The 14223-nt window shown below is 44.7% G+C and carries 14 protein-coding genes; 6 read left to right on the top strand and 8 right to left on the bottom strand.

The genetic code is table 11. The features are described 5' to 3' along the window. Positions 1-3: 3 nt before the first annotated feature. The 7 genes from queD to ccsA form a co-directional block, all read right to left on the bottom strand. Positions 4-378, bottom strand: coding sequence for a 6-carboxytetrahydropterin synthase QueD (gene queD, locus H0W44_09015; protein ID MBA3582575.1), 375 nt, complete (start codon positions 376-378; stop codon positions 4-6). A 47-nt stretch (positions 379-425) separates the two neighbouring features. After that, positions 426-2345, bottom strand: coding sequence for a 1-deoxy-D-xylulose-5-phosphate synthase (dxs, locus tag H0W44_09010; GenBank protein MBA3582574.1), 1920 nt, complete (start codon positions 2343-2345; stop codon positions 426-428). 82 nt (positions 2346-2427) lie between these two features. Next, complete coding sequence (gene ispA / locus H0W44_09005; GenBank protein MBA3582573.1) at positions 2428-3324, bottom strand: (2E,6E)-farnesyl diphosphate synthase; 897 nt, start codon at positions 3322-3324, stop codon at positions 2428-2430. A gap of 24 nt (positions 3325-3348) precedes the next feature. Continuing rightward, complete coding sequence (locus H0W44_09000; GenBank protein MBA3582572.1) at positions 3349-3600, bottom strand: exodeoxyribonuclease VII small subunit; 252 nt, start codon at positions 3598-3600, stop codon at positions 3349-3351. A gap of 85 nt (positions 3601-3685) precedes the next feature. After that, positions 3686-5038, bottom strand: coding sequence for a DNA repair protein RadA (radA, locus tag H0W44_08995; protein ID MBA3582571.1), 1353 nt, complete (start codon positions 5036-5038; stop codon positions 3686-3688). Continuing rightward, positions 5035-6354, bottom strand: coding sequence for an HlyC/CorC family transporter (locus H0W44_08990; GenBank protein MBA3582570.1), 1320 nt, complete (start codon positions 6352-6354; stop codon positions 5035-5037). The genes radA and H0W44_08990 overlap by 4 nt, the downstream gene beginning before the upstream one ends. 43 nt (positions 6355-6397) lie before the next feature. Continuing rightward, entirely contained in the window at positions 6398-7204 is an 807-nt protein-coding gene (gene ccsA / locus H0W44_08985; protein ID MBA3582569.1) for a cytochrome c biogenesis protein CcsA, read from the bottom strand. A gap of 218 nt (positions 7205-7422) precedes the next feature. Here ccsA and H0W44_08980 point away from each other — a divergent pair, with 218 nt between their 5' ends. The 3 genes from H0W44_08980 to H0W44_08970 all read left to right on the top strand — a co-directional run bounded on the left by H0W44_08980 (position 7423) and on the right by H0W44_08970 (position 10895). Next, positions 7423-8193: a 3',5'-cyclic-nucleotide phosphodiesterase gene (locus H0W44_08980; protein MBA3582568.1), complete on the top strand. Its 771-nt coding sequence runs from the start codon at positions 7423-7425 to the stop codon at positions 8191-8193. 42 nt (positions 8194-8235) lie between these two features. Beyond that, positions 8236-9597, top strand: a complete 1362-nt coding sequence (gene ffh / locus H0W44_08975) for a signal recognition particle protein (GenBank protein MBA3582567.1) — start codon at positions 8236-8238, stop codon at positions 9595-9597. Between the two features lie 266 nt (positions 9598-9863). Then, entirely contained in the window at positions 9864-10895 is a 1032-nt protein-coding gene (locus H0W44_08970) for a helix-turn-helix transcriptional regulator (GenBank protein MBA3582566.1), read from the top strand. A 181-nt stretch (positions 10896-11076) separates the two neighbouring features. On the opposite strand, the gene H0W44_08965 is transcribed toward H0W44_08970, so the two are convergent. After that, the gene (locus H0W44_08965) at positions 11077-11904 is read right to left on the bottom strand and encodes an MBL fold metallo-hydrolase (GenBank protein ID MBA3582565.1); all 828 of its coding nucleotides are present in this window, start codon (positions 11902-11904) and stop codon (positions 11077-11079) included. A 76-nt stretch (positions 11905-11980) separates the two neighbouring features. On the opposite strand from H0W44_08965, the gene H0W44_08960 reads away from it, so the two are divergent. The 3 genes from H0W44_08960 to H0W44_08950 all read left to right on the top strand — a co-directional run. Then, positions 11981-12673 carry a hypothetical protein gene (locus H0W44_08960; GenBank protein MBA3582564.1) on the top strand — a complete coding sequence of 231 codons (693 nt, stop codon included), beginning with the start codon at positions 11981-11983 and terminating at the stop codon, positions 12671-12673. A 17-nt stretch (positions 12674-12690) separates the two neighbouring features. Beyond that, positions 12691-13698, top strand: a complete 1008-nt coding sequence (gene dusA, locus H0W44_08955) for a tRNA dihydrouridine(20/20a) synthase DusA (GenBank protein ID MBA3582563.1) — start codon at positions 12691-12693, stop codon at positions 13696-13698. Beyond that, positions 13698-14223 (top strand): class I SAM-dependent methyltransferase (locus H0W44_08950; protein MBA3582562.1); only part of this gene is annotated, 526 nt, incomplete at its 3' end. The genes dusA and H0W44_08950, both read left to right, overlap by 1 nt.

Raw genomic sequence — 14223 nt, 5'->3', positions numbered from 1 at the left:
TGCCTATTCGGTATAGCGCACACAGGCGCGATCGGTTTCCCAGAGTGTGACGGCAGAAACCCGCACACGTTCATTGTTAATTACAGTCGCGATAGCGTTAAATAAATAAGCGGCAATATTTTCCGCAGTAGGGTTAATCTCGGTAAACGGTTCTATATCGTTTAAATAGTGATGATCTAGCCGATCACAAATGGCATTGGTTTCGCGGCGTATAGTTTTAAAATCAATGGCGATACCCAGCTCATCGAGTTGCTGCGCTTGTACTTCGACTTCGACTTTCCAATTATGACCATGCATGCGCGCACAAGCGCCGGGATAACCCCGCAAGGTATGAGCTGAAGCAAAATCTGTCAGGATTTTTAAGGTGTAAAGAGGCATAGGGCTTGTATACAGTCTGTCGAAAAGTTGAGTAATTTAGTGGGAGATTACCCGAGATTAGTTCGAGTGGCAATTGCGGGGTGGTGCTCGCACCAGCCGCTTTGTTTATTCAACCATGTTTGGATCTGTTGTTGTAAACCGGCGGCATCCAGACCTGCAGCGCTGAGCATTTCTTCGCGACTGCCGTGTTGGGTGAAGCTATCGGGTAAACCAATGTGTAATACGGGTAATACGATATTCAATTCGGCCAAAGCCTCGCTAATGGCAGCGCCGGCGCCGCCAGGAATGGCGTTTTCTTCGGTAGTGACTAAATAAGCGTGTTGACTGGCAATCTGTTGCAATAGCTCTTTATCCAGCGGCTTGATAAAACGCATATTGACGACCGTGGCGTTAAACGCTTCTGCGGTTTCTAAGCTGGGTTGAACTAAGGCGCCAAACGCTAAAATAGCTACTTCTTGGCCGTGGCGGCGAATCTCACCTTTGCCAATGGCTAAAGGTTCTAAACCGGCGGTTACCGCAACGCCTGCGCCTTTACCGCGTGGGTAACGCACAGCAGCTGGGCCTTTATGTAAGAACCCCGTGCTTAACATTTGCCGGCATTCGTTTTCATCCGCAGGCGCCATCAGCAGCATATTCGGTAAGCAGCGTAAAAAGCTGATATCAAAACTACCTGCATGGGTAGGCCCGTCTTGACCCACTAAACCGGCGCGATCGATGGCGAATAACACCGGTAAATCTTGAATCACGACATCGTGGACTAATTGATCGTAGCCGCGCTGCAAGAAAGTCGAATAAATTGCCACTACCGGTTTGATGCCTTCGCATGCCATACCCGCTGCTAGCGTTACCGCGTGTTGTTCGGCGATGCCAACATCGAAATAACGGGTGGGGAATCGTTGTTCAAATTCCACCAAGCCTGAACCTTCGCGCATAGCCGGCGTAATGCCCACTAAGCGTTCATCGTGCGCGGCCATATCGCATAACCAGTCACTAAACACCTGAGTATAAGTAGGACTGCCACCTGCTTGCGCGGCGGGTAAACCAAGTTCGGGATCAAAGACGCTAACGCCGTGATAGACCGTCGGTTTTTCTTCAGCGCGGGCATAACCTTTGCCTTTTTTGGTGACGATATGCAGCAGTCTTGGCCCCGGTAATTCTTTCAGATTTTCTAATACTTTTAATAAGTTAGGTAAGTCATGGCCATCCACGGGGCCAAAATAATGCACGCCTAGTTCTTCGAATAAAGTGCCCGGCGTTACCATGCCTTTCACGTGTTCTTCGGCTTTGCGGGCTAATTCGGCAAAACCTTTTGGCATGGTTTCTAAAACTTTTTTGCCGCCTTCGCGCACACTGGAATAAATTTTTCCGGATAGCAGACGGGTTAAATATTTATTCAACGCGCCCACGTTCGGAGAAATCGACATTTCATTGTCGTTCAACACAATTAACACATTGGGTAACACATCACCGGCGTGATTTAAGGCTTCAAACACCATGCCGGCGGTCATGGCGCCATCGCCAATGACAGCTATGCATTGACGGGCTTCGCCGCGTAATTGGCTGGCGAGCGCCATGCCCATGGCCGCACTGATCGACGTGCTGGAATGACCTACACCAAACGCGTCATATTCACTTTCGGCTCGTTTCGGAAAAGGACTTAAACCGCCGTGTTTGCGCATGCTATTCATGCGTTCGCGGCGACCGGTAAGAATTTTGTGCGCATAGGCTTGATGACCCACGTCCCAAGTAATGCGATCGTTGGGCGTGTTAAACACATAATGCAAGGCGATGCTGAGTTCGACCGTACCTAAATTAGCGCCAAAATGGCCGCCCGTGCTCGAAACCGATTGAATAATGAATTGACGCAATTCATCCGCCAATTCGGGAAGCTGTTTATCGTTGAGCGCACGCAGATCGGCAGGCGAATCAATACGACTTAGGAGCGGGAAAGTATCAGGCTTTGTCATTGGGCGCATTTTACCGGTAGCGCAAAGCGCCTGACCACTGCTTATTACGAGAATAGGCTTTTATTTTATGGGTATAAGAAAATTAATAACTGCGCTGGACGATGTAATCAGCGATTTGGCGTAACAAGTCCGCGCTATCGTCAAATTCAGATAAGGCGGCGAGTGCTTGTGCGTGAGTATCGTTTAATTTGACGCGGGCACCGTCTAAGCCTAACAAACTGGGATAGGTGGGTTTATTGCGTGCAATATCAGCGCCTTGGGTTTTGCCCAAGGTGCTTGTATCCGCGATAACATCAAGAATATCGTCTTGAATTTGAAACGCTAAACCCACATGGCGTGCGTAATCGCGTAATGCTTGACGTTGCGCGGCAGCAATCTGTTCGCTGCTATCACACGCTAATAGCGCGCAGGCTTCTATCAACGCACCGGTTTTATGACGATGCATGTTTTCTAATTCGGCGAGATTTAATTGTTGATCAACCGCCGCTAAATCAATCGCTTGGCCACCGGCCATACCTAAAGAACCGGATGCATGTGCGAGTGTACGAATTAATGCAATTCCGTGCGTCGCAGATGTTTGCACAATGGGCGCTTGGAGTAACACTTCAAATGCCATTGCTTGCAAAGCATCACCGGCTAAAATTGCAGTCGCTTCATCAAATGCGATATGACAGGTGGGTTGGCCACGGCGTAAATCATCATCATCCATCGCGGGTAAATCATCATGCACCAGTGAATAGGCATGAATCATTTCAACGGCACAGGCGGCTGCATCTAATTTGTCTAAAGAAATATTTAAGGCTTGGCCGCAAGCGTAAACTAAAACGGGTCGTATGCGTTTGCCACCAGCGGTGACGGCATAACGCATCGCTGCGTGTAATTGTGTGGGTGATTTTTCGGCAGACGGTAATGCTAAATCTAATGCAGCATCAACACGTTGCCGTAATACATTTAATTTATTTTCAAAATCAGTTGGCATGGTGGAAGATTTTATAGAAGAGTTTTAATTGTCATCGCCATCATCATCCAGTGCAAAAGGTTCAGGTTCTGCAGTGGCGGATTGACGCGTTAAAATTTGAACTTTTTGTTCGGCTTCACGTAACGTTTTTTCGCAGGCTTTTGCTAAAGCAACGCCGCGTTCAAAATATTGCAAAGCATTATCTAAACTTAGCTCGCCTTGTTCAAGTTGTTCCACGAGCTTTTCTAAATCAGCGAGATTTTTTTCAAAGCTGTCGGTGGTAGCTTTTTTGGCCATGTTAAGGTCCTCGTGCGAGCAGTGTTAACGCACTGCTGAATGGGTTGCTAAGGTAGCGAGTCGCAGAGATTCGGTCAAACTTAAATTAGATTAAATTCATGATGTCACTAATGCGTTGCACCGGGATAATTTCCATATCTAATTGCACGGATTTACGGGGCAGATTGGCAATCGGCACAATGGCGCGCGTGAAGCCCAGTTTTGAGGCTTCGATTAAACGTTCTTCGCCGTTCGGCACGGGACGAATTTCACCGGCTAAACCAATTTCGCCAAAAGTAACTAATTGATGATCCCAGGGACGATTCCGAAAACTCGATAACGCAGCGAGCACCACGGGTAAATCAGACGCCGTTTCAGTCACGCGCACACCGCCGACCACATTAACGAAAACATCTTGGTTGTACATCGCTAAACCGCCATGTCGATGTAACACCGCTAATAACATGGCTAAGCGATTTTGTTCTAAGCCTAATGTTACGCGCCGTGGATTGTTGCCTTGACTGTCATCGACTAAGGCTTGCACTTCAACTAATAATGGACGCGTACCTTCACGCGTCACCATAATAATACTGCCGGGCACGGGTTGTTCATGACGTGATAAAAAAATCGCAGAAGGATTGCTAACGGCTTTTAAACCTTGGGTCGTCATTGCAAATACACCGAGTTCATTCACCGCGCCGAAACGATTTTTAACCGCACGCACGATGCGATAACGACTACTCGCATCACCTTCAAAATATAAAACCGTATCTACCATGTGTTCGACTACGCGTGGCCCTGCGAGCGTGCCTTCTTTAGTAACATGGCCGATGATAAAAATGGCAGTGTTAGATTGTTTCGCAAAGCGCACCAGTTGTGCGACCGATTCGCGTACTTGACTAACCGAGCCGGGTGCTGCGCTTAAACTATCGGTGTACAAGGTTTGAATTGAATCGACCACCATCACGTGAGGTTTTTCTTGTTCCGCTAAGGCTAATACCGTTTCAATGCGTGTTTCAGTCGCCAGTCTTAATTCACCTGCATCAATTTTTAAACGTTGTGCGCGTAACGATATTTGTTGCAAAGATTCTTCACCCGAAACATACAAACAAGGTGATTGTGTATTTAATTGGGCTAACACTTGCAGTAATAAAGTTGATTTTCCAATGCCGGGATCGCCGCCAATTAAAATAACCGAACCTGCAACTAAACCGCCGCCGAGCACACGATCTAATTCTTCTAAGCCAATAGAAATGCGCGTAGTTTCGGCCGCGCTGATATTTTTTAATAAACTAATAGATTTGTTGGCATCGCCCGCCATTTGGCCGCGACTACTGGATTTGCTGATGATCACTTCTTGCAGCGTGTTCCATTCATTGCAATCACTGCATTGTCCCGACCATTGCATATGCAAAGCGCCGCATTCATTGCATTGATAATGTTTTTTGATTTTGCTCATAGTGAAGATGGAGAACCATTTTTGCGATTGGCTTGAATACTTTGCGCTTTTGAAGGCGACAGTCGCGCCAACTTAACGGTATTGTTTTGCGCTTTAATAATTTCGATAGGGCATTCATTAATTAATAAACTAGTGCCTGGCTCTGGAATCATTTCCAAATGTTCTAGGATTAAACCATTCAAGGTTTTTGCATCATCAGTAGGCAGGCTTATGTTTAAATAAGCATTAATGTCCCGTACGTGAGTGCCGCCGTCTATGAGATAACTGCCGTCGATTTGCGATAAAATATCTTTATTGCTAGAAACAGTGTCAGTAGTAAATTTTCCTACAATTTCTTCTAAAATATCTTCTAAGGTAACCAAACCTAATAAATCGCCGTATTCATCTACTACTAAACCAATGCGCCGTTTTTGTTTTTGGAAATTTACCAGTTGCTGCATCAACGATGTGCCTTCTGGAATAAAATAAGTTTCAGTAACGGCGGTTTCCAGTACATTCTTGTTGAGGTCTTCATCGCGATGTTCGGCTAATAAATGCACAATGCGCTTTACATGCAGCATGCCGATGATGTTATCAATGCTGTTTCGGTAGACCGGCAAACGAGTATGCGGGAAATGGTTTAATTGTTCGAGAATCTCGCTCCAGTTATCGTTTAAATCTATGCCAATAACTTCATTGCGCGGCACCATGATATCTTCGACTGTGGCATTTTCTAAATTTAAAATACTGATTAACATTGCTTGGTGACGAGTGCTCAGCAAGGCTGAGGCTTCTTTGACGACAGTGTGCAATTCTTCTTTGCTGAGGTTTATGTCATTGTTAGATGATTGAATGCCCAATGTACGCAAAATGCCGTTAACAATAAGATTAATAAACCAGACGAACACATACATAATTTTTAGTAAAGGCGTGTACACGTACGCTGCGATATATGAAAGTTTTTCAGGATGTAATGCGGCAAATGTTTTGGGTAATACTTCGGAAAAAATCAACACCACAATAATTAATAACACGGCAGCGATGCTGACCGCGAGCGACACTTGCTCCGGGAATAATTGCTGCGCAATAAGCGTGGTGACAATAGGCGCGGATAAATTAGCCGCGCAATTGCCGAGTAAAATCAACCCAATAAGACGATCGGGACGTTCGAGTAAGCGCAGCACCAAAATGGCACCTTGATGGCCCGCACGTGCTTTGTGGCGCAGACGATAACGATTGACTGACATGAGCGCGGTTTCGGTGCCGGAAAACCACGCAGAGAGTAATAAAAGAATACTTAGCAGCAGAAAAAGTGTGCCGACCGAAATAGTATCCAAGCGAAAAGTAGCTCCTTAAAAAATGTTTATAATTATTAAAGCATCAAGAACGATGCAAAATAATTTCTAATACAAATTTGCTACCAAAAAACGCCAGCATTAACAGCATAAAACCGCCCAGCGTCCAGCGAATGGCGATTTTACCGCGCCATCCTGCAATATGGCGGCCGAGTAATAAACATAAAAATACTAACCAGGCGATAACTGAAAATATGATTTTGTGATTAAACCAATTAGACGTGTAAGCAAAGCCGGTAATAAGCGCCAATGTTAAAAGTACAAAACCTGATTCAATCACTTTGAATAATAAATTTTCCATCGTGACTAATGCTGGCAAGGTTTGCACAAAACGACTAATGCGATGCTCATGCAATTGTTTATCTTGAATGGCGAGCAGAATGGCTAACAAAGCGGCAACGGTTAATACGCAATACGCAATGATAGAAATAATAATATGAATTTCGAGTTGCGGATTTAAATGCGTAACATGATTTTGGTGGACGGGTGTTAACACGGCCAATACGATACTCAGGATTGCAATCGGTAGGCTAAGCAGGTTCAGCGTTTCGACATTTGCGCGCCACGACATCAGTAAAATAATAACCACGCTGACCCACGTAAATAAACTTAAGCTATAAGCGAAACTAAAACTTAAACCCGTTGGCATGATAAGCAATTCTGTTAATAAGCCCACATGAAACAAAGCCCCGAGACACGCTGGAAACAACGCGGTTCGGCCCATGCCAGGTGTGTAAGTGCTGCGCGTGTCGCGTAAGCGCAACATGAGTAAAAGCCAGCTGATGCCATAAAAACTGCACGTCGCGATGCCGATAAGAATATTGTTCATCATGAAGGTCGATTCCATTATTTCGTGGGCGGATGTTCTATACCATATATATGGCCTAAATATGATCCAAGCAGAGACGTGAACCAATCGGCAGATTGCGCGATCGGCGCACGGGATTGTGAAGAGCTGCAAACTTTCCGTTACAATCCCCGCTGGCGTTGCAGTACCTTGTTCCGCTTCATAGTAGCATTTTCAAAAGAATCCCTGATAGGGACAGATTCATGCAAATTCGAGTTTTAGGTTGTAGTGGCGGGGTCGGCGGTCAGCGCCGGACGACCTCGCTGCTAATTGATAACGATGTGTTGATTGACGCAGGCACTGGCGCGGCTGATTTGTCGCTAGCGGAGATGCGACAGATTCGTCATATCTGCATTACTCATAGCCACCTCGACCATTTGGTGACATTGCCTTTATTGGTTGATACTTTATTTGGCGAATTAGAAGAGCCGCTGCAAGTGTATGCTCTGCCCGAAACGATTGATGCGATTAAACGCCATATTTTTAATTGGCATATCTGGCCTGATTTTAGCGAATTGCCGAATCCGCAAAATCCCGTCGTGCGATTTATTCCATTAGTGGCCGGTTCATTTATTTATTTATCAAACGATAGAAAAATTGAATCAGTGGCCGTTGCACACGCCGTACCAGCGGTGGGTTACATTGTTAGTCAGCGTCAACGTGTATTTGCATTTAGTGGTGACACTTCGAAAAATGATAGTTTGTGGCAAGCATTAAATCGTTATCCTACGTTAGATTTGTTAATCGTTGAATGTGCTTTTAGCAATGAAGATGCGGCGGTCGCACAACTTGCACAACATTATTGCCCTGATTGGTTAGCGCAAGATTTACAAAAGCTGCAACATCAACCCTTGATCGCGCTAACGCATATGAAACCCGGTGACGAAGCAGTGATTATAAAACAATGCAGCGCTTTATTAGCGCATCGTCAAATCATTGCCTTAGTCGGCAACGAACAATATCAATTTGATTAATAGTCCTTCTACTCTTGTTATCACTTATAGCGGTTAATGCCAATGTTTGAAAATCTTAGTCAACGTTTAAACAGTGTGGTGCGAAATGTCACCGGTCGTGGTCGTTTAACCGAAGAAAACATTCAAAGCGCTATGCGTGATGTGCGCATGGCCTTGCTCGAAGCCGATGTAGCTTTGCCTGTGATTAAAGGTTTTATCGAGCAAGTTAAAACCCGTGCCTTAGGTGCAGAAGTGAGCGAGAGCTTAAATCCCGGCCAAAGTTTTATTCGCATTGTTAATCAAGAACTCACGCAATTAATGGGTGAGGCCGCAACCGAATTAAATTTTACTACAAGACCGCCAGCCGTTATTTTATTAGCCGGTTTACAAGGCGCGGGTAAAACTACCAGCGCGGCAAAACTCGCACGGTACTTGCGCGATAGACTCAATAAAAAAGTTATGTTGGTCAGTTGTGATATTTATCGACCGGCTGCGATTGAACAATTAAAAACCTTAGCACAAAGTTTAGACATCGCGTGGTCAGCCAGTCACGCGGGCGAAACCCCCATAACGATTGCGACACGTGCAATTGATGAAGCACGCAAAGCCTTTGTAGATGTACTAATTGTTGATACTGCAGGTCGTTTGCATATTGACAATGACATGATGGACGAAATTAAAACCCTGCATAAAGCCATCACACCGATCGAAACGTTATTTGTAGTTGACAGCATGACGGGTCAAGACGCCGCCAACACCGCTAAAGTTTTTAATGATGCATTGCCATTAACTGGCGTTATCTTAACTAAACTTGACGGTGATGCGCGTGGCGGTGCTGCATTGTCGATTCGTTATATCACCGGCAAACCAATTAAGTTTGTTGGTATGGGTGAAAAAACTGACGCACTAGAAATATTTCATCCCGATCGAATGGCCTCGCGTATTTTAGGCATGGGTGATGTGTTATCACTTATTGAACAAGCCGGACAACAAGTCGACGCGGCAAAAGCAGAAAAACTCGCAGCGAAAGTTAAAAAAGGTCAGGGCTTTGACTTAAATGATTTACGTGATCAATTGTTGATGATGGAAAATATGGGCGGCATGGCCGCGTTATTAGATAAATTACCCGGCATGGGGCAACTGCCAGAAGCAGCTCGTAAACAAATGGATGATAAAAAAAATCGGCGTTTAATTGCGATGATTAATTCCATGACACCTATCGAACGCAAAAAACCCGACATCATCAGTGGTTCACGTAAGCGTCGCATTGCAGCAGGTTCCGGCACGCAGATTCAAGACATTAATCGTTTGCTTAAACAACATAAAGAAATGAGCACGATGATGAAAAAGTTTTCTAAAGGCGGCATGCAAGGCATGATGCGCAGCTTGCAAGGGAAATTACCGCCTGGATTTTTGGGTAAGTAGGGTTGGAAAAGAAGCGTTAATTTAATCTTGATAAATAGAAAATAGTAGTTTTGCGCCATCAAGTAAAAAAATCTAAAAATACACTTGTTTGTGTCATAGCTTTAAGTTAGGAAGGATGTTGGGTGAATTTAAAATAGGGCATCATCATGGAAGATAGGCAATTAGATTTATTGGCTTTAATTACTGATATATATGATGCCGCGAGTGATAGTACGCGGTGGCAAGCGTGCCTCGATAATATCTGTCGACAAACACAATGCGATTCTATGTTATTACGTATTAGTGCTGATTCTGATGTCAGGCTTAATCAAGCTTTTGCGCATGGTTATGAGTCTTCCGCTTTGCAACAATACGGCGCTTATTATGCTGGTATCGATCCATACCCTCAGCTTTTTTCTCAAACGGTTGAAGGTGTTGCCTATGCGAGTGAAGATTTTTATAGTCGCGAACAGTTTCTAAGGTCTCAATATTTCAATGAATTTCTAAAGCCGCAAAATAACTATTATTGCGGAGGTGGATATGCAGTGCATGAAGTTGATTATCAGGCTCAAATTCGTTTTTCGCGGGGATTGAAAGGCGACTTCTTCAATAAAGAAGAGTTAAAGAGCATAGAGTTTTTATTTCCCCATATTAAAAAATCGCTGAACCTCTCTAAAAAACTTTTACAAGCCGAAGCTAAGCTACAAATTGTTGATGATGCGTTTAATAAAATGTCCATTGGCCAGTTATTTTTTGATGCTAATAAAAAAGTAGTGCATTTTAATAGGGCGGCCATAGATATTCTTCGAGAGGCTTATGGACTAGATATTCGCCAAGGAAAGTTTTGCGCCAAGTCTCATGCTTTACAAATTAAAATAGATGCGGTGTTGGCTCGCATTGTGGAGGGACAGGTTGGCGCGGCGGATGCTGCGTTAAATATTCCTTCGCCAAAACCTCATTTGTCGCCCTTAAATATGGTTTTTTGTCCTACCAGACAATTAGCCCCACCGCTGGATTATATTTCCCAACCGACTGTGGCGACTTTGTTTATTATGCGAGTAGAGCAAAAGCTACAATATCCTTATGAAATATTAGAAGCTTTATATCAATTAACACCCGCGGAAAGTCGTTTGGTAAATGAGTTAATTAATGGTTATGAGCTCAATGAAATTGCTAGCCATTTGCAAGTTTCTAAAAATACCGTACGTTCACAATTGCAAAGTATTTTTGCAAAAACTCAAACTAGACGACAGGCTGAATTAGTAAGTAGTTTATTAAAAGCACCTATTTTGCTCAGCAGTACTTCTAAGCGGCGATAAATTACGTAAATACTATTTTTATCATCCATTTGGATGATGTAGGTTTGATAAAAATTCTTTACAGTCTCGCACACATATTATTGATTGAATGATAGGTGTGTTGGGCGAAGTGTGCTAGCTAGGCGGAAGAGTGGGGGCTCAATCGCCTAGCCTTTAATATCTGTTGTATGGTTGGGAGGTATTAATAATCAGATGCGTGTAAATACCAAACGTTTTTTTTATAACTGACACGATCTTCCTGCTGCAGTTTCAACAGATGCGCTAACAAAGATTGTTGTGCGATCGGATGTAATTCTGCTGACACATCGTCATAAACAAGTTTAACCAGTTCGCTTAAACTCAATCCGTGTTCTAACTGTAATATGTGTAATATCTTGGCTTCACGCCGCAGGCGGTGGGCGATTAGTTGTTCAATCGCGCGAATCGGTTCATCTATTACATCGCCATGCGCGGGTAATAAACAGGTGGGCGCAGGTGTTTTAAGTTTTTCTAACGAATCCAAATAGGCTTGCATGTCACCGTCGGGTGGCGCGATGACGACGGTTGAGCCATTCATTATATGGTCGCCGGTCAGCAGCCAATTCTCTGGTTGTAATAAAAAACAAAAATGGTTGGAGGCATGCCCAGGCGTGTGAATGGCGGTGATATGCCCTTGTGCAGTGGTGAACGTTTGTTGATCGTGCAATAGATGATCGGGCGTAACCGGCGTGTTGCCCATCGCGAGTGTTGCCGCATAAATAGGTGCGCCGCTGCGCTGCGCTAATATCGGGGCGGCGGGCCAATGATCAGGATGAGTGTGAGTTAATAAAATGCCACGCACCGTTTTGACACATTGCAAAATGCGTTCGATATGCTCTGGATCAGCCGGGCCCGGGTCAATGATCCATGCATTGTCGGGATCTATTATATAGGTGTTGGTACCGGGCCCCGTCATCAGCCCGGGATTAGGCGCGACCAGGCGCAGCACCTGCGGCGAGAGTTTGTCGAATTGCTTAGTTTGTAAGCTCATGATCGTATGATTTGTTGGATACTTTAATAGGTGGTATTCACTATAATGGCCGGGTCAAATTTAGGGTAGCGTTTACGTGCGATTGCTGGCAAGTTTTCATGGTGGTGGTTTTGTACGAGTGTTAATGGCGAGTATGGTTTTTACTAGCGCATTAAGCTCGGTTTTTGCTGTGGATGAGAAAACGGCATTCGCTCAAAATATTTCATCGCCGCCAATAAATCCCTGGAACGCAGTTCCCGCTATTGAATGGCAGCGACTCAAAGGCGATGAAGCTTATGTACGGGAACAGCTACAACGCATTAATGCAATGTCCCCGACGATGACGTCCACTCATCCAGATGGCACCGTCGTTAAAGTGAATGCCAATACTAAAAATCAACAGCTCGATAAATTGTATAGCTATCTTGATAGCATTGTCCCTTTAGCTGCTCTGCAGCAAACACGCTATGATGGCAGCGCAATAACATTACACTATGCAAACAAATTCACTCGGCATATTAATCTAAACAATAGTGATCCTAGCAGTACGCAAACCTTGAGTAATCAAACTGACCAGCACTTAGTGGTCGCATCACAAACTAACAATATTATAACCATTGAAACTAATACCAGCTCCGGCGCGCAAATTGTTGAAACGTACACCTTGAATGCGGCTAATCAACAATTAAAGTTAGACCTTGAAATTCGTACGCCGCGTTTTATTAAAGCCCAAAAACTTCATTTTGTTTATCAGCGCGTCATTTCTCCTGCTGCGCTGTCAATGCAATAGCGCGATTGATGATGCTCATGAATAATATCGATAGACGTTTTTCTGTCGCACCAATGATGGACTGGACCGACAAACATTGTCGGTACTTATTGCGCCTGATGTTTCCCGAAGCATTGCTCTATACCGAAATGGTCGTCACCGGCGCAATCTTGTACGGCGAACGCGCGCGGTTTTTAGATTTTAATGCCGCTGAACATCCCTTGGCATTACAGCTCGGCGGCAGCGATCCTGCGGAGATGGCCGCGTGCGCACGCATTGCACAAGACTGGGGTTATAACGAAGTAAATATCAATGTCGGTTGTCCCAGTGACCGTGTGCAAGCCGGTATTTTTGGTGCGTGTTTAATGGCGCAACCGCAACGCGTGGCAGATTGTGTGCGTGCCATGCGCGATCAAGTTGAGATTCCCGTTACTGTAAAATGCCGACTCGGCATAGATGACATGGATGACTACGATGATCTGCGACGTTTTGTCGATCACGTAGCCGCAGCAGGTTGTGAAGTGTTTATCGTGCACGCACGTAAAGCGTGGTTGCAAGGCTTAAGCCCAAAAGAAAATCGCGAAGTGCCGCCGCTGATGTACGACAATGTGTATCGTTTAAAACGCGAGCGGACCGATTTATCCATTACCATTAATGGTGGCATTAAAACCGTAGACGATTGCGTAGAGCATTTAAATCATGTCGATGGCGTAATGATAGGCCGCGAAGTGTATAACAATCCTTTTGCGTTGTTAGATGTGCGCCGGCAAATATTTGGTGCTACGAATTTACCCAGTCGCGTTGAGATTGTAGAACGTTATATTCCTTATATAGAATCGCAACTCGCCAACGATGTGTTTTTAAAATACATGACACGGCCTATGTTAGGATTATTTCAAGGCATGCCGGGCGCGCGTCATTGGCGGCGGTATATTTGCGAACAAGTCTGTAATAAAACCGCCGGTATTAATGTGTTACATAATGCCCTGCAAATTGTTTTGCGTAATCCCGAATTTGTTTCATCATCTACTGAGGTCGTATCGTAATGAGCCGTAATAAAAAAGAGAAACATAAAAAACACAAAAAACAACGCAGCGGCCCAGGTCGTGCAGAAACAGCAGACAAACACGCGTTGTACGAATCATCAGTACAAAACGTCGAACATGAAACCGAATTTGTCGCGAATCTTTTTAAAGAAATCCGTGGTCGCGCAGCGCATGCCATCCGCGAAGATTTTTGCGGCACCGCGCATTGTGCAACAGCATGGGTAGCGCTTGACGCTAAAAATACCGCCATCGGCGTAGATCTAGATGCCGATGTATTAGCGTGGGGACGCGAACATCATTTAGCGAAATTAACCGCCGAACAACAATCACGCGTTACATTATTAAATGAAAATGTACTCACCGCTAAAACCGCACCCGTCGATGTAGTGTTAGCCATGAACTTTAGTTACTGGATTTTTAAACAACGCGCAGAACTGGTCGAATACTTCAGTAAAGTACGCGCTGCGTTAAAAGACGACGGCGTATTTTTCTTAGATGCATTTGGTGGCTACGAAGCCTATCAAG

This window comes from Gammaproteobacteria bacterium (assembly GCA_013817245.1).
GTDB lineage: Bacteria > Pseudomonadota > Gammaproteobacteria > HTCC5015 > HTCC5015 > JACDDA01.
This window is presented reverse-complemented; position numbering and strand designations above follow the sequence as displayed.

What these genes read in the sequence shown, in the direction of transcription:
- queD (MBA3582575.1), bottom strand. Translation starts at nt 378, where the DNA reads ATGCCTCTTTACACCTTAAAAATCCTGACAGATTTTGCTTCAGCTCAT.
- dxs (MBA3582574.1), bottom strand. Translation starts at nt 2,345, where the DNA reads ATGACAAAGCCTGATACTTTCCCGCTCCTAAGTCGTATTGATTCGCCT.
- ispA (MBA3582573.1), bottom strand. Translation starts at nt 3,324, where the DNA reads ATGCCAACTGATTTTGAAAATAAATTAAATGTATTACGGCAACGTGTT.
- H0W44_09000 (MBA3582572.1), bottom strand. Translation starts at nt 3,600, where the DNA reads ATGGCCAAAAAAGCTACCACCGACAGCTTTGAAAAAAATCTCGCTGAT.
- radA (MBA3582571.1), bottom strand. Translation starts at nt 5,038, where the DNA reads ATGAGCAAAATCAAAAAACATTATCAATGCAATGAATGCGGCGCTTTG.
- ccsA (MBA3582569.1), bottom strand. Translation starts at nt 7,204, where the DNA reads ATGATGAACAATATTCTTATCGGCATCGCGACGTGCAGTTTTTATGGC.
- H0W44_08980 (MBA3582568.1), top strand. Translation starts at nt 7,423, where the DNA reads ATGCAAATTCGAGTTTTAGGTTGTAGTGGCGGGGTCGGCGGTCAGCGC.
- ffh (MBA3582567.1), top strand. Translation starts at nt 8,236, where the DNA reads ATGTTTGAAAATCTTAGTCAACGTTTAAACAGTGTGGTGCGAAATGTC.
- H0W44_08970 (MBA3582566.1), top strand. Translation starts at nt 9,864, where the DNA reads ATGTTATTACGTATTAGTGCTGATTCTGATGTCAGGCTTAATCAAGCT.
- H0W44_08965 (MBA3582565.1), bottom strand. Translation starts at nt 11,904, where the DNA reads ATGAGCTTACAAACTAAGCAATTCGACAAACTCTCGCCGCAGGTGCTG.
- dusA (MBA3582563.1), top strand. Translation starts at nt 12,691, where the DNA reads ATGAATAATATCGATAGACGTTTTTCTGTCGCACCAATGATGGACTGG.